Consider the following 22,541-nt stretch of genomic DNA (forward strand, 5'->3'; position numbering starts at 1 on the left):
CTTGTGTCAGCAATAGTATCACTAAAGTAGCAGGACGATGTGTACACCATTCCAGATCTATTTCAGCCAGGAGATGCTGGATGATCTTCGTGCCCGGCTAGCGGCAACACGCTGGATTACCGAGATAGATAACTCCGATTGGATGGCAGGTACCAACAAGGCATACCTGCAGGAACTATGTGCATATTGGTTCAACGAATTCAACTGGGAGCAGCAACAACAGTACCTGAACACATTCCGTCACTACACCAGTGAAATACAGGGAAGTACTATTCATTACATTTGGGAAAAAGGCCGGGGAAACTCCTCTATCCCGCTATTGCTGACTCATGGCTATCCGGATAGTTTTGTCCGTTTCCTGAAGCTGATTCCACTGTTAACCGCTGCAGATGAGGAGGGGGTTAGTTTTGATGTAGTAGTGCCTTCTATTCCCGGCTATGGCTTTTCGGGTAAGCCCATTGCGCCGGGGATGAATCCTTCGAAAATTGCCTCGGTGTTTGCGGCCTTAATGCAGCAGTTGGGCTACGATACATTTATGGCGCATGGTGGCGACTGGGGCAGTACCATTACCGAACTGCTGGCCAGGCAGCACCCTGATCAGGTAGCAGCCATTCACCTCACGGATATACCTTTCATTCATCTCTTTGAAATTCCTCCGGGAGAGTTGTCACAGGCAGAAAAGGAATATCTGGAAAAAGGCAAACAATGGCAGCAGCTGGAAGGCGCTTATGCCATGATCCAGAGCACGAAACCACAAACGCTTGGCTATGGCCTCAACGACTCCCCTGCGGGCCTTGCGGCATGGATCATTGAAAAATTCTATCGCTGGAGCGACCATCCGGGGGACCTCGAAGCGGTGTTTACGAAAGATGAGTTGCTTACCAATCTCACCATTTACTGGGGTACTGAAACGATTCATTCTGCCAACCGACTATACTATGAAATGGCGCAGGCAATGGCATCTCCCCAAAAAACTACCACTGAAAAACTTGCCACCCCTGCCGGAGTAGCGGAATTTAAGGATTTGATTGCAGCGCCAAGGGATTATGCGGAGCGCTTGTTTAATGTACAACGCTGGACGGAGTTTGATAAGGGTGGCCACTTTGCGGCCATGGAACAGCCGGCATTGCTGGCGGGTGATATACGTACCTTTTTCTCCTCATTGTAATTCAGGCATCTGCAATGCCCAGGTGATGCATCACATAATGTACGATACGATCACATTTTGAAAGGTGAAAGCTGTAAACGGAATCCTTCATATAGCCGTGCAGGTTTTGTCGCAGCATAGCTTTGGCCCTGTTAAGGCGAACCTTTACATTTACTTCCTGTATGCTGAGCGTATCCGAAGTTTCGCGCACGCTCATGGCTTCAATTTCGCGCAGTACAAATACCAGTCTGTATTTTTCCGGTAATTGCGCGATGGCATTTTCCAGGATTTGGCTGAGTTCTTTATTGAGCAATTCGTTAGCAGGTGTTGTCATATTTATATTGTTGTTGGTTATAGGTAGATGGTAGTTTCCCTTTCTTTTTTGTGCCAGACATTGGTTCAGCATAATACGGGTTAGCCAGGTGCCAAAAAACGAAGGTGTTTCTAATTGCGCCAATCCTTCATAGGCGTGTATATACGCAGTTTGCATAGCATCTTCCGTATCAGCGGGATCAGCTAATATGGACATACCGAGTCTGTAAAGTCGCTGGTTATACTTACGTATCAGTAACTCAAAACGTTGCTTCTCCCCATTTTCTATTTTTTCAATGATGACGGCGTCAGGGATGGTGGCCGGCGATGTTTGCTTCATACCCTATTAGATGCCAACTACTGAAAAAGGTTACAATATATTTTACGGGAAATCGTGTAACCTTTTAAAGCTGTGTAAGTTCAATTTTTCTGCCGTCGCAGTCTTGTACAACAGCGCTGTACCCCCAGTCCGTTTGGGCTGGGGGTACTATTATGGTATAGCCGCTGGCGGTAAGTTGATCAATTAAAATGTCGAGGTTTTCAACCATAAAGCCCAGGCGGGTGGTGGTATCTGGTGTGGTGATTCCTTTAGGCAGCGGGTAAATTTCAAGTACTACCGGGTTACCCGTACTGGCGTAATGGTAAGGCCCGTTGCCGTGGCGGTGGTAGTCGAACTGAAAGCCTAAGAGCGAGTAGAAATCGCGTTGGGCTTGTAGTTGGTTGGTTTTTAGGACGATGAGGGAGAGTGTGATCATATAAAATTAAAGTTAGTAAATCCACTGCAAAATTTTTTTGAGGCTACTGACATAGGGTTGTCAAACCCCGGTCCTACTTTTACCAAACAATGCTACTAGTTATGGAAACACTTGATGGAAGACAAGCCGTATATGCCCCTACCAGAGCCGAATGGCGCAAATGGCTTCAAAAAAACAGTCAGCAGGAAGCAGGGGTATGGCTGATACAGTACCGCAAGCACAGTAAAGTGCCTTGTTTATCGCTGATTGAGGCCACAGAGGAAGCCCTCTGCTTTGGCTGGATAGACAGCAAGGCTAAAAAGCGTGATGAGGAAAGTTTTTACCTGACGTTTACACCCCGGAAAGCGAAGAGCAAGTGGAGCAAGCCCAATATTGAGCGGGCGGAGCGACTGATTGCCGAGGGGTTGATGACGAAGCATGGGCAGGAGAAGATTGATTTGGCGAAAAGGACGGGGATGTGGGTGGTGGAGTAAGTTTAATCCAGGGCGTCCAGTTCTGGCTTTAAGACTGCGTAGTCATTTTCTAACCCATTACTTTTGTAAAATGCGGCTAGTTGTTTGAGTCTTTTGAAATTATCATATTTAAACCGCCACGACATTTTTTTCTGGCATTCGGAGCAGAGTCGGCTAGGGGTTTTATCGGTTTCGCGGAGGCCATTGGAGCCATTCATTACGCATTTAGCGTGGAGACAGTGCCTCATTTGCAGCATATGCCCCAGTTCATGTGATGATATGCTGTTAAGACGCCTCAGCATTATCTGATAGTTCAATGAGTCCCTAGTATCCTGAAAGCGATAAATAGAGGTGACCCCTACCCTGTTAACATAAGACGACAGTCCAAAAACAAAGTTCCAATCCGCTTTAGGATATAGGTCTTTGGCGGTGATGGCCATCAATGCTATTCCGTCGCACGGCAGCCTGTTGTTTAGCAGTGTATCCAAAATGTAAGGAGCCAATAACTGAATATGCTTATCGGCCTGGATACGTCTTGCAGTGAGCGGCACCAGGTCGTCTTTCAACCCGGGAAGGAACTTTACAGGTTGCTGATAAAAAATTTCAATATAGCTCCTGGTTGTCAGCAGGGCTTTCATTTGTAAGTTATTAAACTCGCCTACCGGCAAAAGGTAAATGCAGGATTTACCTGAAGGAAGAATGACTTTTTTATAGTCTGAAAAGGTTTGTGGTTTTTCGTCATGCATGTAGCGCCATTCGAAGGGGGATGGTTTTTCGAGTGGCAGATCTGCGGCAGCAGCGATGTCGAAGTAGCGGGCATCGGGCGTTTGATGCAGATGGCAGGATGATATGGAGATTAGGAATACAGCAATAGTAAGTAATTGAAAAGGGAAAGTCATAGGTGACGGTTTACAGATAGATGCAAAGAGGCTCTATTTCCATAAAGTCATAATACTGCTATAGAACTACTATAAATATATAGTTCATTACAACAGGTGAATATTCAATCCTGACAATCGATTCCCTGATTTTACCAATCCTCCTGATTAAACCCCACCGCCATTATCAGCAAATTCCATAAAGTACACACTTCCGTTGGATTGGCAGCATGAAATAAGAGAGATACATCATGCTTTGTTTTTACCTCCAACTGTTGCGATGCCTTTTTCCAGTATGCTCTCCCTCTCTGTAAAGGATCATTGATCTCTCTTTCCGCATACGGAAACATAGTTTTCACTTCTTTGAGACATACAGTATAATGAGAATGAAGATCAAAACCGATAATCTGTCGCGTGCAGACTAATGTCCATTCTTTACCTGGACTGGTAAAAAATAAAACAGGGATTCCTGCTTTATCTGGATTGAAGTAGTTGGAGAGATAGGCAACTTGCTCATCAGTTAAGTCGTTGTAAAATAAACTGAACTCCTGTGGCAGGCCGTATTTTTTTGCTTTCCAGATTAGTCTGTTGTTGATAAATTCATCAGTTTTATTAATCATAATTGGTTGTTCAGGAACAGTTATAATTGTCGGGGCCCATTGTTCAGGCTGCTCATAAAGGTCGATTGCCAATACCGACTTTTCTTACTTCAACAATATAAGCAACAATACATACAGCCACGATCAGCACCAGCAAAAATCCACCCAAAACAGATTTGTTAATTCTTTTTGTCCTCGTTTTTTTCATGGAGGCAAAATAAGAAAATCATATACATCTTTATATATGTAGATAGCACTCCCCCTCAATGCCACACCGCCACTACCCCGGCCCCTATCGCCAACCCCATCAGCCAGTAATAAGCCCCCTTCGTCAAGTCCCGCTCGCCAAAGCGTATATTTATCCCCGTTACCCCTAAAAATGCCGCTGTTTTCGGTATTACCTTGTAATAATTCACATGCGGATACTTCAAACATACCAACACCACCCCGGTAACCAACAATATAATCCCTAAGTACAAACTCATCTTACTCCGCGGGCCCGCACCACGCGTAGGCCACAACGCCCCCAGATAAGCCAGATACAAAGCGAAAGCAACAAAATGAATCAATAATACAATACTGAAGAGCATAACCTTAATTTTTTTATGATAGCACAAAACTAGCTCCCCGCATCTGCCTATTCGTTAACCCAGGTTAATAAATACCTATTTTTTTACTAAATTACCGGTCACAATCAACCAAGACTAAGTATGGGGTTAATTAGTATCGATAATGAGCGCGACATACTGAACCAAATTGCCAACAGTGACGAGCAGGCTTTTACCGTCCTATTCAACGGATATGTTCACCAGACAGGGAAAATCGTATATGCTATCACCGGCTCCAAAGAGCAAACAGAAGAAATCGTGCAGGACGTATTCCTCAAAGTATGGAACGAACGAGCCAAACTGCCCGCCATCCAAAAATTCAATGCTTACCTTTTTATCCTGTTAAGAAACCATACTATCAATTATATCAATAAACTGATCACAGAGAGAAAACATCAGCAACAATATTCTAAATTCATACTCCACACCCCCGACCAGCCAGAAACAGCGGCCACGCACGAACACCTGGAAAAAGCCATCGAGCGACTCCCCTCCCAACAAAAAACCGTGTTCCTACTCCGCGCCCAGGGCTATAAAAACCCCGAAATCGCTGATAAAATGAACCTCTCCACCGACTCCGTAAAGAAATACAACCAGCTGGCACTGAAATTCCTGCAGCGCATGATCTCTATCAAAGTCCATATCGCATTCGCCATATTCCTGTTCAAAAAGCCCTAACAAAAAAATTTTCCCTCCCATATCTCCTTTTTGATCTCCCTCCTGTCTTTAATAATGTACACCGACTTACAATGAACGACAAACGCTTGGAATTCCTGTTCAAAAAAGCAATCAACCGCTCCTGTACCCAAGAAGAGTACGAGGAACTGCACGCTTTACTGGCAGACCCTGCCAACGAAAGCCAATACAGACTGTATTTTGAACAGCTTCCAACGCTGACCGCCGCCGACCCGGCCGTGTTCACCGCCGAAGATACCGCCGCCATGCTGCACCGTATCCTCGACAAACAACCGGAAAAAAAGGTCACCCGTATGAAACCATACGTGCTATGGGCAGCCGCCAGTATCACCTTTGCCGCCATCGTGCTGGGCTACCGGCAGTATGTATTGTTACAACCGCCTGCTACCACTAAAAGCATAGCGGCACTAACACCGGCGACTAAACGCAATGCCGTCGTGCTCACCCTGTCCAACGGAAAACAGGTAACGCTCGACACCCTGCGCAACCGCCACGTGATCGAAGACAACGGCACCACCGCCGTACAATCCGGCAACGGTACGCTCTCCTACCAGGAAAGCCCCGCCACGGGTGAAATAGTGTACAACACACTCTCCACCCCACGCGGCCGCCAGTTTAAACTGGAACTGCCCGATGGTACCAAAGTATGGCTCAATGCAGCCAGCAGCCTGCAATACCCTACCGCATTCGGGGATACCCGGCAGGTTACACTTACCGGCGAAGCCTATTTCGAAGTGGCACAGCAGGCACAACACCCGTTCGAAGTAATCGTGAACAACGAAAAAATTACCGTGCTCGGTACATCCTTTAACGTTAAAGCCTATAACGATGAAGCTTATGTGAAAACAACACTGCTACAAGGTAGCATCCTCGTGAAGCCACAACAGCAGCCACCCACCCTGCTGAAACCAGGCGAACAGGCTACCCTGTCCAACAACCAGCTACACATCAGAAAAGTGGACACTAAAGAAGATGTCGCCTGGATGTCAGACCTGTTCTACTTCTCAGACACTGACATCTCCGCAGTGGCACACCAACTGGAACGCTGGTACGATATCGAAATCGATTATGCATCATTACCGGAAGCCCGACTTTACGGCCAACTACCAAGGAGCACACCACTCCCTGTACTATTAAGAGCAATTGAAAAAACAAGTAACATAAAATTCAGTTTGAACAACAACCGCTTATCCATAGCACAATAAGACAGGAGATTATCAACCAATCACCCTTTTAAACCGCTATTATCATGAAAATTCAACATGGCCACATGCTGGGCCATTGGAAGCGCTATGCCTGCTGCTTAGTACTGTCAGCCGTGCAATCACTGGCCTCCGCCGCAACGGCCTATTCACAAAAGGTAGACCTAAAAGTGCATGATGCCCGACTGGATCAGGTCCTCGCCTCCATCCGCTCCCAAACGGGGTACTCCTTTGTATTCGATGCCAGGTTTACCAAAAATGCCCTGCCGGTTACCATCGACCTCAAAGACGCCTCCTTCCAACAGGCACTCGCTGAAGTCTTCAAAGGCCAACCCTTTACCTACGAAGTCACAGATAAAATCGTGACCATCACCAGCCCAACGGCCATCCAGCAGGCCACCATCACCCTGATCGGCCGCATCCTCAGCCCGGACAACCAGCCCGTAATCGGCGCCAGTATCACGGTGCAGGGTACACGACAAGGAAGCACGGCTAACGCTGACGGCTACTTTAACCTGGCTAATGTACCGGACAACGCTACCATCGTCATCTCCTCCATCGGCTTCAACCCCCTGCTGCTGAAACTGGATAACGGCAACCTCTCCGTACCCAACCGGGAAAACAGAAGCCAGCTGGTGCGCAGCAATACCCAAAACCTGCTCATCACCCTGCAACCCTCCTCCTCCCAACTGCAGGAAGTAAACATCTCCGTAGGTTACGGTACGCAAAAAAGAAGAGAAACAACATCGGCCATCTCCACCATCAAAGGCTCACAGCTGCAGAATAAACCCAGCGGCTCCATCGAAGGCCTCCTCCAGGGCCTCGCCCCCGGCCTGCTCGTGCAAAACAACTCCGGTATGCCCGGCGGCAGAAGCATGGTGCAGATCAGAGGGCTCGCCTCCTTCTCCAACTCCGCCAACTCCGGCGTGGTAAGCACCCCACTGTTCATTATCGACGGAGTGCCACTGGAACAGGATGTGTTTAACCCATCGGACCCGCGACAAGCTATCACCTCCGTACTCGCAGGTTTCAGCCCCTTCGACCTGGAATCAGTGGAAGTCCTCAAAGACGCTTCTGCCACCGCCATCTACGGCTCCAGAGGCGCCAATGGCGTAATCATCATCAATACCAAACGCGGTAAAATCGGTAAGCCTATCGTAACATTAAATACGCAATATGGCCTCAGCTACTACCCCAGCCTTCGTAAAACACTGGGCGGCGCAGCTGAACGCAACTTCAAAATTGCCTTATACAACCAGTATAAATCAGCTAAAGTAGGTGGCGGCGCTACAGACATGCCCATCGAACTGACCGACAGTCTCAACGGCTTTTATAACAACTCCACCGACTGGCAAAAACTCTACTTCCGCGATGCGGATATTAAAAATGTCAATCTCGGCATCAGCGGTGCTACAGAAAATGCCAGCTACCGCGTGGGCGTAGACTACTATAAAGAAAAAGGGATTGTACTGGGCTCCGGCTTCTCCCGTTTCTCCCTCACCTATAATGGTATATTTAAACCTACCTCCAAACTCACTATAACGGGAAGGGCTAACCTGAGTCAGACAGATGCAAGCCAGAAACGCGGCGATACCTATAACGCCGCCGTAGTAGGTAACAACTTCTCCTCCTCCTTCCGCCCGGGTCCAACCAGTGGCTATTTCGACGCATTCCTGGACTCCTACAGCAAAGGCGTGAACCTCGACCTTACCCGTCGCGGACTGGCTCAGCTGGAAGTGAGCTACGATATCTTTAAATTTCTGAACCTCACCTCCCGCGCCTCCGGCAACTACGAGTTTTACCGCACCCGCACCTTTGAGCCAAGCGGCACCCGCAGCGACGCAAAGGCAGCAGCATCGTACTACTCCCAGGAAAAAGTAAACCTGCTGAGCGAAACATTCCTTCGCCTGTACCATACTTTTCCTTCCCAACACTCGTTCGATCTCACCGTTGGTAATACTATCAACACCAGCGAAAACAATAACATCTACGGCGCTGCCACCGGCGGCCCCAGCGATGCTCAACAGGTAATCCTCGGCTATCCGCAGGCCAACCTGAAGCTGGAAACACATAACCTCAAATACGGCCTTTTATCCTATTACTCCCGACTCTCCTATAACTATAAAAAGAGATACCTCCTGCAAGGCGTTATCCGCGCAGATGGCTCCTCCAAATTCGGTAAAGACAACCAATGGGGCTACTTCCCATCGGTATCCGCCGGCTGGGTGTTCACAGAAGAAAACTTCCTGAATAAAAGACTCGGCAACATCCTCAACTTCGGTAAAATCCGCGCCAGCACTGGTAAATCAGGCACACAATACGAAGACAACTACCTGGCAGTAGGTGCCTACCTCACCAAAAGCGGCGACAATGCCACTTACAACGGTGTGCCTTTACTGGCCCCTAACTACGCAGGTGGTAACGGTATCGCCCTTCCTAACCTGACCTGGCAAACAACCAAAGATCAGGGCATCGGGCTGGACCTGGAATTCTTTAACAGCAGAATTACCATGGCCCTCGACTACTACAACAAAAACACCGATGGCTTCCTCTTCCCGGATGCACTCAACGGCACCAGCGGCTACTCCTCCAGGTATGTCAACAGCGGCGCCGTTCGCAACTATGGCTACGAAGCAGCCATCACCGCCTATATCACAAAGCCTAATAATAACTTCCAGTACTCCACCACCTTCATCGGTGCTATCAACCGCAACGAGCTCACGAAGCTGCCTGACTTTGGCCGCAGCGTGTCCCGCTCCGGCTACGCCGTAGGTCAGCCTTACCTGCAGATAGGCCGCCCGCTCAACGGCTTCTACCTCATGAAATACCTCGGCGTTTACGCCACCGACGATGAAGTACCTGTAAGCAAATACACCGGTCAAAAACTCTACCCCAATACCAGCGGCTTCACTTCCCAGGATCCTTACCGCGCCGGCGATATCAAACTGCTGGACGTTAACGGCGACGGACGTATCGGCGTAATGGACAACACTGACCGGGTATACAGCGGCGATCCCAATCCTAAATTCACCGGCAGCTTTGCACATTCCTTCAGCTACCGTTTTAAAAATAACGCAGTAGTGCAGCTGGATCTTTTCTTCAACTACTCCGTAGGTAATAAAGTATTCAATAAAGTACTGGCAGACCGTATCAAAGCAGTTAGCTGGACGGCCAGCGAAAACGTAAACTACCCCGGCGGACAACGTAACCTGCTGGATGTTTCCGACCTCGACTTCTGGACGCCTGAACATACCAATGCTAAATACCCGGTACTGAATCCATGGAGATACTATGGCTTGTCCAGCTACGATTTCATAGGTAACTACGAAACCAATACAGATCTGTTTTTGGAAGATGGCAGCTTCATCCGGTTGAATAACATCAACCTGTCGTACGATTTCTCACCGGCAGTATTGAGTCGCGCACATATACGCAAACTGCGTGTATACGGGGGAATGAGCAATGTGTTCCTTCTCTCCAAATATAGCGGCGTTGATCCTGAAAACGTGGATTCATACGGCTACGACCTCGGTAACGGTTATCCGATTCCGTACAAATTTAACCTTGGCTTTAACTTCGAATTCTAATCTATCATGAAGATATTTTCATTCCGGAAATACCCGATTTTATACGCGCTGATCATAGCAGCCACCCTTTTCTCCTGTAAAAAAATCCTGGATCCGCAAATCATTGAATTACCCACCGCCGATAATGCTATCACCTCTTCCGCTGATGTGGAAAAGGCCATCGCATCGGCCTACTCCTACCTGCGTGCAGTAGTTCCTGATAAAGTTTTTTTAATGGGAGATGTACGCGCCAACCTGTTCACCAGCTACTCGGATGTGCAGAACGTAAGAGTGGAAACACCCATCCCGCAAAACACCGCTGCCGCGTTACTCAACAACGACGGCGGTAACTGGAACCAGTTCTACACCGTCATCGCGCAATGTAACCTGGTACTGGACCGCATCAGCAAGATTAACATCTACGACGAAAAAACACGCCGCCGCCACATCGGCGAGGCCAGCTTCATCAGAGCCCTCACCTACTTCTACCTCGTGCGCTTCTGGGGCGACGTACCCATGAACCTCCAGGCCATTAATATCGACAATATACCACGCACACCACAGGCAGAGGTATTTAAACAAATCAATGCCGACCTCGATATCGCCATCAACAACCTGGACCTGAAGTATGCGGATGGGGATGCGGCCGTACGCGCTACAAAAGGTGCTGCCTGGGCCATCAAAGCGCACGTATCCGGATGGAACCACGATTACGCTACCTGCGAAAAGTACTGCGACAGCGTGATCACCGCCGGCCCTTACAGCCTCGTGCCTACCTCCAATCTCATCAGCATCTTCATCGGTAAATCCAGCGAAGGCATCTTTGAACTCAACTTCGATGTAAACACCCGGGAAGTACAAAAAAACCGCGTATTTAACAGAACACTGGGCAGACCATGGTACACGGATTACAGCGACGGTGGCGGCGGTAGCGACAGATACCTCCTCACGCCTCACCGCGACCAGATCAACAACATGTTTACCCCCGGCGTAAAAGATGATCGTATAGCCACCTGGTTTATATACGAGACCTACCTCCAGGGGAAAAATGAAGACCGCGTATTCCTCGGCAAATACAGAACCCTGCAGCTGAAAGGAGATACCTCTTCTCAAAACATCAATGAATCCAATATCATCATTACTCGCCTCGCAGACATCCTGCTGCTGCGCGCCGAAGCCCTTGCATCCAACGGCATCAACCGCAACGCTGAAGCAGCGGACCTGCTCAATCGTGTACGCCGCCGCGCTAACGCACCGGAGTACACCGGTGGTGGTAACATCCAGGATACCATCCTGCTGGAGCGCAAAAAAGAATTACTCGGGGAAGGCCAGTACTTCTTCGACCTGGTTAGAAACCGGAAAATTGATAAAGATACCCGTATCAAACAGGCTGACTGGTACGAGAAAGGTGCCTGGCTGCTACCCATCAGCCAAACCATCATCGCCAAATCTAATTTCGTCATCACCCAGAACGATTTCTGGAAATAACCTATGCGCCATGTATAAAAATATCTTCCTGAAAATATACACTTTCACCATGCTGGCAGCCCTGGCATTGCCAGCCTGCCGCAAAAATGATTATTATGTGGACGGTGGCCTGTCCGGCCAATCCCGCGAGGAAATGAATATGCCCGTCTATGATTTTCTCGCCAGCAGGTCCAACCACATGTTCGACTCACTGGTAAAAATCATCGATATCCTGGATGCCAAAGCATTGGTAAACCAGCCAAACATCACCTTCTTTGCCGCACCTAACAGTGCCGTACAAAGATTACAGCTGAATTTCAAACCGGACGATAAACAAACACCACGCCCGCTATCCTCCATCGGGAAAGACACACTGCGCTTCCTGCTTGGCCGCTTCATCATCCCTAACGCGAAAATCACCCTGGAAAAAGCGGTGACCGATAAGGAAATGTTTTACAAAGCTGAAAATGGTGACAGCCTGTTCCTGTACGGAAGAGGTGGCGGTATCCAGCCGGGAAGTTCTCTCCCTACCTCTGCGTTTTACATAGAATACACCCACGTAAAAATTCCGGGACTGGATTCCACACGTTATACCGGCGGCATACAAACGCATAATCTCATCACCGCCAATGCAGTGGTGCATGTACTGAAAAACGGCGCCAGCTTTGGCGCCGGCCTTAAACAGAAATATTACCGATAACCTAAAAGCTTCGTAACATGACACGTATTATCAACTGCTGGATACTGGCGCTCACACTGTTTGCCATGTCCTGCTCCAAAGATAAAACAGACGGCTTCCTGAGCCCGGCCATCAAATACACGAACCCCACTATTAATGCATCCATTGGTGGCACCCTCATCGTTACTGCCGCTATGGTAGCGGATGAATCGAGTAAGCCACTCACTTTCTCCATCGATGCTATCCGCGCTGCAGACGGTAAGGTGATGCAGTCGCTGATGGACTATAAAGTAAAAACCTGGTGGTGGAAGTCAGCCTATACAACAAAGGAAAAAACAGCAAAGGAAATCGACGACAAGCGCCAGCTGCTGGAGCGCCCCGCGATCGATATCAATCCGGAAAACGGGTCAATTATCATTTACCCGGAATTCGATACCCTGCAAATGCCAAAGGGGAAATATACCCTCGATATACGCGTAAAAAACTCAGGGGGCGAAATGCTGATAAAGAACGCGCTTACCATCAATATTTCGTATGCGCTGGACTATGCTTATACCTTCCAGGGAATTGATGGTAACCTTACCGGTATTGAAGTGAATTTTAAAAGAACCAGTCTTACCGGTAATAAAATTGCGGTTTATTTTACGGATAAGAACAACAACCCGGTGGACCCTGAAAAGCTGATCGGGTATGATTATTCCACTACACCCGGCGTAACGGACCTGAAGGACTGGCATAACCTGGGATTGGAAAACCCTACGAAATACACCGCTTTTCCTGATCACCTGGAGCTGGAAGTAGCCAACTTCCCATTGCCTTATGTAGCCGGGAAAACGCTTACCATCGATATGTACAACAACGGGGATATCAACGGCGCCTATTTCAATTTCTGGTTTGCTTTTGCCATACGTAAAGAAGGCATGTGGACCATTAATATCAAATTAAACTATAAATAGCCTATGCTCCCTATAGCTGTGCCCATGGCCCAGCACCACAAACAAATGCAAAAGGGGTTGTTGCACGCAACAACCCCAATAAATAACCAGGAGCCTCAAGGCTCCTGGTTATTTATTTATCAAAATGCGCTTCAAACTCCCGCTCTTTCCCTAACTGATCCACTACTTTAATATGCACATGATAATGCCCCGCTGGTGCCGCACTTACATTTACATGCTTATGTAAATGATAAGTGGTTTGCCCTACCATGGCCGCATCGGTATACGTAACTTCGTACTCCCATCCGCCGTGGATTTCCACGGTTACGCCGGCGATTTTATTTGGCGCTGTAATATCTCCCCCCACATGTAAATCAGTTTTATCTGTATTTAATTTCAGCTCCAAACCATCCAGGGAAGGTAATGTAGCATCCATTTTGATTTCCAGCTCCGACTCCACTTCCGTTTGCTTACCCTGCTGATCTATAACGGTTAGATGTATATGATATTTGCCGGCGGCAGCTTCCGCAGGTATATCAATATGTTTGTGAAAATCTGCATTTTTTACACCCGCAAAGCCTTCGGTGTAGGTGGAATCAAATTTCCAGCCGCCGGATTCCTGTGAATGAATATCCACTGTAATTGCCTTAATACCGCCAGGAGCAATGATTGTAGCATCGATATGCAAATCGCTGCCGGCATAAGCCACTTTGCTGTTGTTACTGCCGATTTCTTTCAGGCTAATAGTAGCGGCAGGCGCCACGTCATCTTTTTTGGAACAGGCGAATAAGCCGGCCGACATTGCCAGCACCATCCCGATTTTCCCGAGGGACCATTTCATGATAGTTGAATTTTTAAATGAATAAATATTTAGATAATTTTTATGCTGATGCCCTTCATCGTTTGCCAGCCTTCCTTGTCCGTCAGGCGGATCATGAAGTGATAATCGCCGGGATCCACATCCACCGGCACTGCAATCTCCGCAGTGGCCGTATAATCAGCGGCTCCGGCAGGTATCGGATAGTCTTTAATGAACAGCATGGGTTTTACAGGCGCCTTCACCCCCTCTTCATCACAAACTTTCACCTCCGTGCTGTGCGTGTGATGGTCGAAGTTGTGGTGTATATCCAGGCTGTACGATCCCAATGCCATATTATCGGTAAACCTTGCACGGAAGGTGAAAGTCCTGCCACGTTCCAGGATACTGCACTGCTGCGGGAAAGCGCCGGAAATACCCAGGTCTATTTCCGGATAGGCAGTATCTGTTTGCTGATCATCCCTGCTACAGGAGTAAAATGTAATGGCCGTCAGCAATAGCAGCCCGTAATACAATCGTGTTCGTTTCATATTGCTTTTTTATTTTTTTAGGGAGATGTTAGCGCCGCATCAGATAGCCTTTTCGTTACGGGTAACGGTAACGGGTATACTAAGCGACAACACAATATTTCTACCCGCCTCCGGCAAGGCAATCAGGCGGTAAAAGCTCGTGTGGTCGAGGTAATTGGTATTCAGTAAATTTTGTATTTGCAGGTTGAGCGCTAATGGCTGGCCTTTGATATTTAACTTACTGCCGGCATTAAATCCAAGCAACTGGTAACCGGAGGTAGTCCGCTCTGGTGGAACAATGCGGCGTTGTGCTGCAGTAATCCGGTAATCCACTCCTATCCAGGAATTTTTACTGAAGGAATAATTAGCGGATAGCAGCGCCGAAGGTGGCGGTGTAAATGGTAACGTATACCCTTTCTTACTTCCGGAGAGTTGACGGTTGTATAAATATTCCCCTGCAAACCCCAGCTGCAAACGCTCCCATAACTTGTACTGTGCCTGTAGTTCAGCTCCATATCTCCATACCTTACTTTGTGCATAATAAAACACCTGGTTGCCCGCGCCATATTGGTAGTCGTGCTCCGCAGTGGGATTCAGGTAGATGTAGTTAGAGAAATAATTCAGGTACGGGGTCAGTTGTACCGACCATCGGTCGGTATTCCACCCGATGCCCAGGTCCAGCTGGTAGCTGCGCTCCGGTGAGAGATTTACATCTCCCCGCTCATACCTGAAATAATGATAGTTGACACCGTTAGCCCCCAGCTCCTTTGCGATTGGCATGCGAAAGCTACTACCCACATTGGCTTTCAGCACTAAATGCTGCGGCTGATAGCTAATCCCGAACGACCAGTTAACACTGGAAAATCTGCGCGCAGTCGCTGTTGCACGCGATAAGTATTCGTGTGTCGTATCTTTTCCATTGATAATGGGAGATGTAAACCAATCAGCATAAGGCGCAATATTTATTTTACCGAGGTCGTACCGCAGCGCGCCATGAAGCAGCAAATCATCCGTTAATGCCAGTTTATCATAGGCATAAAAGCCTGCCTGCCATTGCGAAAAGGCCGGTATCAGAAAGCTCCAGCCGTCGATACGGTTACGCTGATACGAAATTTCGCCGCCATAGCGCAACTCATGCCTCCCCAGTTGATGGTAGTCGCTCAATGCCGTATTCCACACCGTTTTATCGTACTGCCGTTCCAGCGTTTTAGGCGTGGGCATGCTTTCGGGGTATACCGGTGGCATGTATCCATGGTTCACATAGTGGTTATATTCCTGACGGAAGTTGCGCTGGAAGCCGGACTGCCACAGCAGCTGGTGCGTGCCAAGATGGAAAGTAGTTTTATTCACGAGCTTATAATGCGTGACTTCCTGCGAGGGCAGCTGTATATCACGGGAAGAGCGGTCATGCAATTCCGCATCCACCCGGCGCGGCTCCAGTCCGTGTGCGTTGGCAAAAAACCCGGCTTTATTATACACGATGCTGCCATAAAAAGTAGTGGCCGCGTGCCTGCCTATCCAGCCGGTACTCACATGCGCATTGCGCTCCCGACCCGCCGTATTGCGCACCTGGTGGTTGTGCAGCGGTGCGGCATAACTGTATACATACACCGTATCTGCCGGCACGCGGTAGTCGCCATAATCGGTGGCTGTTACGCGGGCCGTCATAAACCAGTTACTGGTACGTGCAAACACCTGTGCGGACATGGCCAGTTGGCGGTTATTACTTTTTCCGGTGAGATCCAGGGAGCCGCCATAGGTATGTGCTGCGGGCGGGGCCGGCGACTTGATATCAATAGCGCCACCGATCGCGTCCGCACCATAGAGAAAGGCAGCCGGACCTTTCACAATCTCTATCTGCCCGGCATTAAACTGATCTATTTCTAATCCATGATCCGCGCCCCACTGCTGCCCTTCGTGCTTGATGCCATGCTCCGCCACCACCACCTGGTTGAAGCCCAGCCCGCGTATAAGCGGCTTGGAATTACCCGAGCCAATGCCAATGGATTTGATGCCCGGCAGCTTTTCGAGCGATTTCATCAAACTACCGCCCATATTGCGACGGATATATTCACGGTTCACCATTTCCATCGGCAGCGCACTCTCCTTTATGCGGCGCTCCGTATGATTTCCCGTTACCGTTACACCGGCTAATGTATCATTGGCAATAAGTTTTTGGGCATGCACAGGCCTACTCCATGCCGCCAGCAGCAGCATACAGATAAGAATAATTCGCATATCATTGATTAAATTCCCGCATCACGTTTGAAATGGTTTCATCAAACGATCATTGCGATTTAAAAACAATTTTTCCCCGTGTAGAGACGCCTGGCAGGCGTCTATTCGCACCAATCTCCCATGCTTTCTCCATATGAAAACATAACATTGGATTGCTGCGAAGATTGTGTTTTGATAGACGCCTGCCATGCGTCTCTACGCGGCAGGGAATAGTCCAACAGCATATACAACAATAATTCGCATATTTTGAACAGACTATTGATTAAATGCCGGCATCACGTTTAAGATGGTTTCATCAAACGATCATTGCGATTTGAAAACAATTCCCCCCCGTGTAGAGACGCCTGGCAGGCGTCTATTCGCACCAATCTCCAATGCTTTCTCCGCTACAATAAATTCAATTCAATATGAAAACATAACATTGATTGCTGCGAAGATTGTGTTTTGATAGACGCCTGCCAGGCGTCTCTACGCAGCAGGGAATAGTCCAGCAGCATATACAACAATAATTCGAATATTTTGAACAGACTATTGATTAAATGCCGGCATCACGTTTAAGATGGTTTCATCAAACGATCATTGCCATTTGAAAACAATTTACCCCCGTGTAGAGACGCCTGGCAGGCGTCTATTCGCACCAATCTCCAATGCTTTCTCCATATGAAAACATAACATTGGATTGCTGCGAAGATTGTGTTTTGATAGACGCCTGCCAGGCGTCTCTACGCGGCAGGGAATAGTCCAGCAGCATATACAACAATAATTCGAATATTTTGAACAGACTATTGATTAAATGCCGGCATCACGTTTAAGATGGTTTCATCAAACGATCATTGCCATTTGAAAACAATTTACCCCCGTGTAGAGACGCCTGGCAGGCGTCTATTCGCACCAATCTCCAATGCTTTCTCCATATGAAAACATAACATTGGATTGCTGCGGAGATTGTGTTTTGATAGACGCCTGCCAGGCGTCTCTACGCAGCAGGGAATAGTCCAGCAGCATATGCAACAATAATTCGCATATTTTGAACAGACTATTGATTAAATGCCGGCATCACGTTTAAGATGGTTTCATCAAACGATCATTGCGATTTGAAAACAATTTACCCCCGTGTAGAGACGCCTGGCAGGCGTCTATTCGCACCAATCTCCAATGCTTTCTCCATATGAAAACATAACATTGATTGCTGCGAAGATGGTGTTTTGATAGACGCCTGCCAGGCGTCTCTACGCAGCAGGGAGCAATCCATCCCTCCAGAGAGTCAGACCAGGAAAAAAACATTACAATATGAAACTATACATTTCAGGAGGCCCCTGAATCGCGAAGAAATACCTGGGTGCCACATAGGTAAAGGCACTCCGGTAACTATATAACAATGGCAATGGGTAGGTTACCTCACTATTTGCTGTTGAAACAGCCCACACCAGGTAAGGTGAATCGTGATGTACCACATGGGAACAGTGACATTTAATCTGCGTTTTGGTAAGCTTAGCCTGCTCACTGTGTACGCTTTCCGAACAGGTATGCACATGCGTGGCAAAGCAGCCATGCAGCCACTGCGCCGGCACCTGGCTGATGGCAAATATTGCCAGCAGCATCCAGGCCATAACGGCGTTGAGCGACTTTCTCCTGTTTAGAAATAATTGAAACATCGTTGCAAAAATAAGAAATACATCCAACGATCCAAGAAAATTCGAAAAAGAATTTATGTGATTATCGTAGCAGTGTAACCGCACCGGTTTTGCGGACTGCTCCCGTATTTTCAACGCCTTCATATTCCAGCACCCACACGTAAGTACCCGGGTCCGCCTTGCGGCCACCGGAATTATTTAAACTACCATTCCAGCCATCCCCTGGTTTGCTGGTGCTGAAAATTAATTGTCCCCAGCGGTTGTACACGCTGAACCGAAACATGCGCGTGGTACAATATACCAGCGGTTTAAAAATATCATTTTTGCCATCGCCGTTAGGTGTAAAAGCATTCGGCATATATACCTCACAACCGCAGCTGCCATACTTAACATTAATAGCATCACTCGCGCGGCAACCATACTTATTCTGCACTACTAAGGTGTAGGTACCTGCTTCATTGGCCACCGATACAGGGTTAGCTGAAAAATCACTGTTCTGCCAGCTGAAGCCTGTTACGTCGTTGCTATAGGCTGGTTGCAGTAATAGCTGCACGCCTTTGCAAAGCGTAGTATCATCCGGTAGTGTCACCGTAGGCTTGCCGCCCACTTCAATCGTTCTGGTAGCGGCAGTGGTCTGTCCGCAGGAGCCTTTCACGGTGTATTGAATGGTATATTGCCCAGGGGTAGTCCAGGTAGCAGTAAACGGTGTACTGCTGCCCTGCGTAACAGGATTGCCGGAAAAGCTCCAGCTAATGGTGCCCACCGACTGATTTGTAACGTTAAACGTCACCGGTTCGTTTATGCATGCCAGTGACTTATAATTCAGCTGCCCCACCAATGCCGTTGCTACCACATTAGCCTGCTGCTGCGCCGACTGTACCTGTAAACAATTGCCCGTTGCTTTTAATGTGAGTGTATGCGTACCCGGTGTATTCCATTGTACCGTAGGGGTAGCGGTATTTTGACCGGAGATAGTTCCTGATACGTCCGTACTCCATTCGTAGCCGGTAATAGTGGGCCCGGCGGCCACCGTAGCCTGCACAGGTGCTCCCACGCATATGGCCTGCGAAGGAATACTAAATGCATATGCTGTCCTGTTTTGCACCGTCACAGTGGATTGTGCAGTGGCCACGCAATTGGCACCTGCACTGGCTTTCAGGGTATACACCCCGGACAGCTGCGCCGTAGCAGCAGTGGATACCACCGGTGAAGCCCCGTTATAGGTATTGCCTTTGGTATCCGTCCAGGTGTAGGTAGTACCAGCAGCAGCAGTGGCTTTCAACTGCAGGGCCTCACCGCTGCAAATGTTGATAGCAGCAGTCACCTGTACAACTGGTATACTGGTCACTTCAATATACCCCGTGATACCGGTGGTTTGCCCACAGGACCCATTCACCGTGTATTTGATGGTGTATTTCCCGGGAGCTGCCCAGGTGGCTGTTAATGGCGTGCCGCTACCCTGCGTGGCCGGGTTACCGGTCAGATCCCAGGTTACCGTTCCGGTGGACTGCCCACTCAACGTCAGGGCAACCGCTTCGCCCACACATACCGGCGTTTTAAAACTCAGTGTACCCGGCTGGGAAGCCGCTACAACAGTAGCCTGCTGGCTTACCGGCTGCGACTGCAAACAATTGCCCGTTGCTTTTAAAGTGAGTGTATGCGTGCCTGGTGCATTCCAGCTGATCGTGGGTGTAGCAGTATTGGGGCCGATGATAGTGCCGGCGGCGTCGGTAGTCCACTCGTAACCGGTGATAACAGGCCCGGTTGCTACGGTGGCCTGTACAGGTGCTCCCACGCAAATGCTTTGCGGAGGTAATGTAAATGAATAGGCAATGGTGCTTTGCACAGTTACAGTTGACTTAGCGGTATTCACACAATTATCTGCCGCCGTTACCTTTACGGCATAGTCGCCCGATTGCTGCGCCGTAGCCGCAGTGGCTACCACCGGCGAAGCCCCGTTATAGGTATTTCCTTTAGTATCCGTCCATACAATCGTGTTGCCGGCCGCGGTGGTTGCATTCAGCTGTAAGGGCTGGCCGGTGCACACACTGATCGTAGCAGCCACCTGTACATCCGGCAATGCTTTTACGGTTAGTACCACCGGTTGGGATACTGCCTGTTTGAAACAGGCCGCACTGGTATTTTCCCGGATCATCACGCGGTATTGCCCCGCATCTGCGGATGTAATATGCTGGATTACAAAAGTAGGCACGGTAGTGGCACTCACGTCTGCCCAGCGGGAAGTGGCTGCATCAAATTTCTGCCAGGTAAAGAGTGGATTGCTGATGGCGGAACCAGTCATATCCGCGGTGAACGTGGCAGCTTCATTGGCGCAGGCCGACAGGCTGTTGCCGTTGTTAACCTTTACCGCCTGCTCCACCAGGCAGGTACTGAGTACGATGTTGTCGATGGCCATATCGTTGCCACAGCCTCCGGGTGCATCGTTGAGGAGTACCACCTGTATCGTGGTGATATTGGCGGGGAGGGTAAATATCAGGCCATAATCTTTCCAGGTGCCGTTGGGGTTATCATCCGGTGGTATATACTTCTCTGATAACTGACCTAAAATATTACCACTCCCATCTTCAATGCGAAATCGTATGCGCGAAGGTATAGGGGATGTATTTTCACCGCAGGTCAGTTCAGGAGAAATCACAGAACAGGCTTTTACGGAAAGTGAATATTGTTGCTGATCGCATAAACCGGTGATGAGTTTGCGGTAAATCTCTCCCGGAAAAAAAGACCCGTTAATGACCATCATACGTCCGCCCGGCTGGCCGCTGTAATCCGGCATTTGCTTCCAGGTATTGTTGCCGATGGCAGTACGCGGATTGTCCACCACCGTATACTGGCCTTCCTGTAACGGGGCGGTATTGGAAAATGTATATGCCCCACTATGCAGGCCCGGCACTGCGCTGCCATAGCCACCGCCGGTACCAAATTCTTCCCGGAATATTTCTTTGCTGTCGGTAGTACATACGCCGCGCTTCATACGGCAGGCCAGGTCATTATCATCAATAAACCGGTTCTTATCATCATCTATGCCGTTGCCGCAAATTTCAATGTCTTTATCATTCTTCCCTTCATTGAGGATGGCGATGCCGTTTACTTCCTTCAACCCGCCTTTGATATCGTTGTTAATCACGTAGGTGGTAGCATCTTCCAGGTCAATGATGGCCAGTTCGCCAATGGTGCTGATGAGGTAACAAATTCCGTATTGGTTGGTACCAATACTATATACCTGCCCTTTTACACCCAGTTTGCCTATCAGCCGGGTCGACACGATACTGCTGCGGGTGCCGTCCAGCGTGATTTCCAGCAGCTCACTGTCGTGGGTCACCATATATAGTTTCCCGTCACTGAAACATAGGTCACCTCCGGGGGCATAGCCCATCAGTCCCACCTGGGTTACTTCACCTGTTTTCAGATTTATTTTATGGAGATAGTCAGCGCTGCCGGCAACAAAAAGGTTCCCGTCCCTGTCGCTCACCATGGAGTTACCATAGTCAAACGTAGGATTAGTTCCGATAGGTACCAGTGTACAGGTACCATCCGTTACATTAATTTCATAAATGGATGCATCGTCCAAACCGTAAAACTTTCCATCCGGTGTATTTGCAAGGTCTGTGAAAACCCTGGTCAGGGTTACTATCTTGTGATAGGTATAATCCGCCATATCCACATAACCGAGATCATTCCCGTTCACCACATAAAGTTTATCCTGCGCTGCACTGCATATGTATGAAAGTAAGAGGCAAACAAATAACACAAGTCTACGAGATACTTTTAATCTCATAACGTCTGAGGTTGATGAATAATTGGGGCCGTCTCTTCCGTAAATTTAAGTAATAATATTTAATTAGTCAGGAATCCTTCGATGGCTGAAGGCCTTCGGCCATCGAAGGATTCCTGGTGGTGTGGGCTGGCGCCCACGCCGCCAGGGGCGCTGGGCTGGTTAATGGCTGGTAGGCACCTGCCACCCATGTCGAATCGGCTGGCGATGGAAAGCGTCTGCTCCACAAGGAGCCCGCAACTTGTAGTTACTAT

Annotated in this window: 19 protein-coding genes; 8 read left to right on the forward strand and 11 right to left on the reverse strand. The window is 48.6% G+C overall.

Annotated features, from left to right (window positions below; translation table 11 throughout):
* Positions 1 to 37: 37 nt before the first annotated feature.
* On the forward strand, positions 38 to 1,168 hold the full coding sequence (locus tag BUB18_RS21585) for an epoxide hydrolase family protein (protein WP_073085062.1): 1,131 nt from the start codon (positions 38 to 40) through the stop codon (positions 1,166 to 1,168).
* Between the two features lies 1 nt (position 1,169).
* Here BUB18_RS21585 and BUB18_RS21590 read toward each other — a convergent pair whose 3' ends face one another.
* The gene (locus BUB18_RS21590; RefSeq protein ID WP_073085064.1) at positions 1,170 to 1,799 is read right to left on the reverse strand and encodes a sigma-70 family RNA polymerase sigma factor; all 630 of its coding nucleotides are present in this window, start codon (positions 1,797 to 1,799) and stop codon (positions 1,170 to 1,172) included.
* Between the two features lie 64 nt (positions 1,800 to 1,863).
* Positions 1,864 to 2,214 carry a VOC family protein gene (locus tag BUB18_RS21595; protein WP_073085066.1) on the reverse strand — a complete coding sequence of 117 codons (351 nt, stop codon included), beginning with the start codon at positions 2,212 to 2,214 and terminating at the stop codon, positions 1,864 to 1,866.
* Positions 2,215 to 2,315: 101 nt separating this feature from the next.
* Here BUB18_RS21595 and BUB18_RS21600 point away from each other — a divergent pair, with 101 nt between their 5' ends.
* Positions 2,316 to 2,687, forward strand: coding sequence for a YdeI/OmpD-associated family protein (locus BUB18_RS21600; RefSeq protein ID WP_073085322.1), 372 nt, complete (start codon positions 2,316 to 2,318; stop codon positions 2,685 to 2,687).
* 2 nt (positions 2,688 to 2,689) lie between these two features.
* Here the strand turns inward: BUB18_RS21600 and BUB18_RS21605 are convergent, their stop codons facing one another.
* From BUB18_RS21605 to BUB18_RS21615, 3 genes are all read right to left on the reverse strand, one after another.
* Complete coding sequence (locus BUB18_RS21605; RefSeq protein WP_073085068.1) at positions 2,690 to 3,565, reverse strand: archaemetzincin; 876 nt, start codon at positions 3,563 to 3,565, stop codon at positions 2,690 to 2,692.
* Positions 3,566 to 3,696: 131 nt separating this feature from the next.
* Positions 3,697 to 4,236 (reverse strand): hypothetical protein, encoded by a 540-nt coding sequence (locus BUB18_RS21610; RefSeq protein ID WP_073085070.1) that lies wholly within the window; start codon positions 4,234 to 4,236, stop codon positions 3,697 to 3,699.
* 170 nt (positions 4,237 to 4,406) lie between these two features.
* On the reverse strand, positions 4,407 to 4,733 hold the full coding sequence (locus BUB18_RS21615; RefSeq protein ID WP_073085072.1) for a hypothetical protein: 327 nt from the start codon (positions 4,731 to 4,733) through the stop codon (positions 4,407 to 4,409).
* Positions 4,734 to 4,853: 120 nt separating this feature from the next.
* On the opposite strand from BUB18_RS21615, the gene BUB18_RS21620 reads away from it, so the two are divergent.
* The 6 genes from BUB18_RS21620 (at position 4,854) to BUB18_RS21645 (ending at position 13,317) form a co-directional block, all read left to right on the forward strand.
* Positions 4,854 to 5,429, forward strand: coding sequence for an RNA polymerase sigma factor (locus BUB18_RS21620; RefSeq protein WP_073085074.1), 576 nt, complete (start codon positions 4,854 to 4,856; stop codon positions 5,427 to 5,429).
* Positions 5,430 to 5,500: 71 nt separating this feature from the next.
* On the forward strand, positions 5,501 to 6,652 hold the full coding sequence (locus BUB18_RS21625; protein WP_073085076.1) for a FecR family protein: 1,152 nt from the start codon (positions 5,501 to 5,503) through the stop codon (positions 6,650 to 6,652).
* Positions 6,653 to 6,696: 44 nt separating this feature from the next.
* Positions 6,697 to 10,236 (forward strand): SusC/RagA family TonB-linked outer membrane protein, encoded by a 3,540-nt coding sequence (locus BUB18_RS21630; RefSeq protein WP_073085078.1) that lies wholly within the window; start codon positions 6,697 to 6,699, stop codon positions 10,234 to 10,236.
* A 6-nt stretch (positions 10,237 to 10,242) separates the two neighbouring features.
* Positions 10,243 to 11,703: a RagB/SusD family nutrient uptake outer membrane protein gene (locus tag BUB18_RS21635; RefSeq protein ID WP_073085080.1), complete on the forward strand. Its 1,461-nt coding sequence runs from the start codon at positions 10,243 to 10,245 to the stop codon at positions 11,701 to 11,703.
* A 10-nt stretch (positions 11,704 to 11,713) separates the two neighbouring features.
* The gene (locus tag BUB18_RS21640; RefSeq protein WP_073085081.1) at positions 11,714 to 12,382 is read left to right on the forward strand and encodes a hypothetical protein; all 669 of its coding nucleotides are present in this window, start codon (positions 11,714 to 11,716) and stop codon (positions 12,380 to 12,382) included.
* 17 nt (positions 12,383 to 12,399) lie between these two features.
* Positions 12,400 to 13,317: a DUF5007 domain-containing protein gene (locus BUB18_RS21645; RefSeq protein ID WP_073085083.1), complete on the forward strand. Its 918-nt coding sequence runs from the start codon at positions 12,400 to 12,402 to the stop codon at positions 13,315 to 13,317.
* 112 nt (positions 13,318 to 13,429) lie between these two features.
* Here the strand turns inward: BUB18_RS21645 and BUB18_RS21650 are convergent, their stop codons facing one another.
* The 6 genes from BUB18_RS21650 to BUB18_RS29700 all read right to left on the reverse strand — a co-directional run bounded on the left by BUB18_RS21650 (position 13,430) and on the right by BUB18_RS29700 (position 22,514).
* On the reverse strand, positions 13,430 to 14,137 hold the full coding sequence (locus BUB18_RS21650) for a DUF4625 domain-containing protein (protein ID WP_073085085.1): 708 nt from the start codon (positions 14,135 to 14,137) through the stop codon (positions 13,430 to 13,432).
* A 29-nt stretch (positions 14,138 to 14,166) separates the two neighbouring features.
* A complete protein-coding gene (locus BUB18_RS21655) occupies positions 14,167 to 14,643 on the reverse strand; it encodes a DUF4625 domain-containing protein (RefSeq protein WP_073085087.1) in 477 nt (158 codons plus the stop codon).
* Positions 14,644 to 14,682: 39 nt separating this feature from the next.
* Positions 14,683 to 16,860 (reverse strand): TonB-dependent receptor, encoded by a 2,178-nt coding sequence (locus tag BUB18_RS21660; protein ID WP_073085089.1) that lies wholly within the window; start codon positions 16,858 to 16,860, stop codon positions 14,683 to 14,685.
* A 1,283-nt stretch (positions 16,861 to 18,143) separates the two neighbouring features.
* The gene (locus BUB18_RS21665) at positions 18,144 to 18,515 is read right to left on the reverse strand and encodes a hypothetical protein (protein WP_143160039.1); all 372 of its coding nucleotides are present in this window, start codon (positions 18,513 to 18,515) and stop codon (positions 18,144 to 18,146) included.
* A gap of 61 nt (positions 18,516 to 18,576) precedes the next feature.
* Complete coding sequence (locus BUB18_RS21670; protein WP_178372173.1) at positions 18,577 to 22,200, reverse strand: T9SS type B sorting domain-containing protein; 3,624 nt, start codon at positions 22,198 to 22,200, stop codon at positions 18,577 to 18,579.
* A gap of 149 nt (positions 22,201 to 22,349) precedes the next feature.
* Positions 22,350 to 22,514, reverse strand: coding sequence for a hypothetical protein (locus BUB18_RS29700; protein WP_178372174.1), 165 nt, complete (start codon positions 22,512 to 22,514; stop codon positions 22,350 to 22,352).
* Positions 22,515 to 22,541: the final 27 nt, after the last annotated feature.

The organism is Chitinophaga jiangningensis, assembly GCF_900142605.1.
GTDB classification, from domain to species: Bacteria; Bacteroidota; Bacteroidia; order Chitinophagales; family Chitinophagaceae; genus Chitinophaga; species Chitinophaga jiangningensis.

Bases quoted from the DNA above. Each gene is read 5' to 3' on its own strand.
- BUB18_RS21630 (WP_073085078.1), top strand. From the start codon at position 6,697: ATGAAAATTCAACATGGCCACATGCTGGGCCATTGGAAGCGCTATGCC.
- BUB18_RS21615 (WP_073085072.1), bottom strand. From the start codon at position 4,733: ATGCTCTTCAGTATTGTATTATTGATTCATTTTGTTGCTTTCGCTTTG.
- BUB18_RS21635 (WP_073085080.1), top strand. From the start codon at position 10,243: ATGAAGATATTTTCATTCCGGAAATACCCGATTTTATACGCGCTGATC.
- BUB18_RS21620 (WP_073085074.1), top strand. From the start codon at position 4,854: ATGGGGTTAATTAGTATCGATAATGAGCGCGACATACTGAACCAAATT.
- BUB18_RS21645 (WP_073085083.1), top strand. From the start codon at position 12,400: ATGACACGTATTATCAACTGCTGGATACTGGCGCTCACACTGTTTGCC.
- BUB18_RS21650 (WP_073085085.1), bottom strand. From the start codon at position 14,137: ATGAAATGGTCCCTCGGGAAAATCGGGATGGTGCTGGCAATGTCGGCC.
- BUB18_RS21600 (WP_073085322.1), top strand. From the start codon at position 2,316: ATGGAAACACTTGATGGAAGACAAGCCGTATATGCCCCTACCAGAGCC.
- BUB18_RS21585 (WP_073085062.1), top strand. From the start codon at position 38: ATGTGTACACCATTCCAGATCTATTTCAGCCAGGAGATGCTGGATGAT.
- BUB18_RS21660 (WP_073085089.1), bottom strand. From the start codon at position 16,860: ATGCGAATTATTCTTATCTGTATGCTGCTGCTGGCGGCATGGAGTAGG.
- BUB18_RS21665 (WP_143160039.1), bottom strand. From the start codon at position 18,515: ATGTTTCAATTATTTCTAAACAGGAGAAAGTCGCTCAACGCCGTTATG.
- BUB18_RS21605 (WP_073085068.1), bottom strand. From the start codon at position 3,565: ATGACTTTCCCTTTTCAATTACTTACTATTGCTGTATTCCTAATCTCC.
- BUB18_RS21590 (WP_073085064.1), bottom strand. From the start codon at position 1,799: ATGAAGCAAACATCGCCGGCCACCATCCCTGACGCCGTCATCATTGAA.
- BUB18_RS21625 (WP_073085076.1), top strand. From the start codon at position 5,501: ATGAACGACAAACGCTTGGAATTCCTGTTCAAAAAAGCAATCAACCGC.
- BUB18_RS21595 (WP_073085066.1), bottom strand. From the start codon at position 2,214: ATGATCACACTCTCCCTCATCGTCCTAAAAACCAACCAACTACAAGCC.
- BUB18_RS21655 (WP_073085087.1), bottom strand. From the start codon at position 14,643: ATGAAACGAACACGATTGTATTACGGGCTGCTATTGCTGACGGCCATT.
- BUB18_RS21640 (WP_073085081.1), top strand. From the start codon at position 11,714: ATGTATAAAAATATCTTCCTGAAAATATACACTTTCACCATGCTGGCA.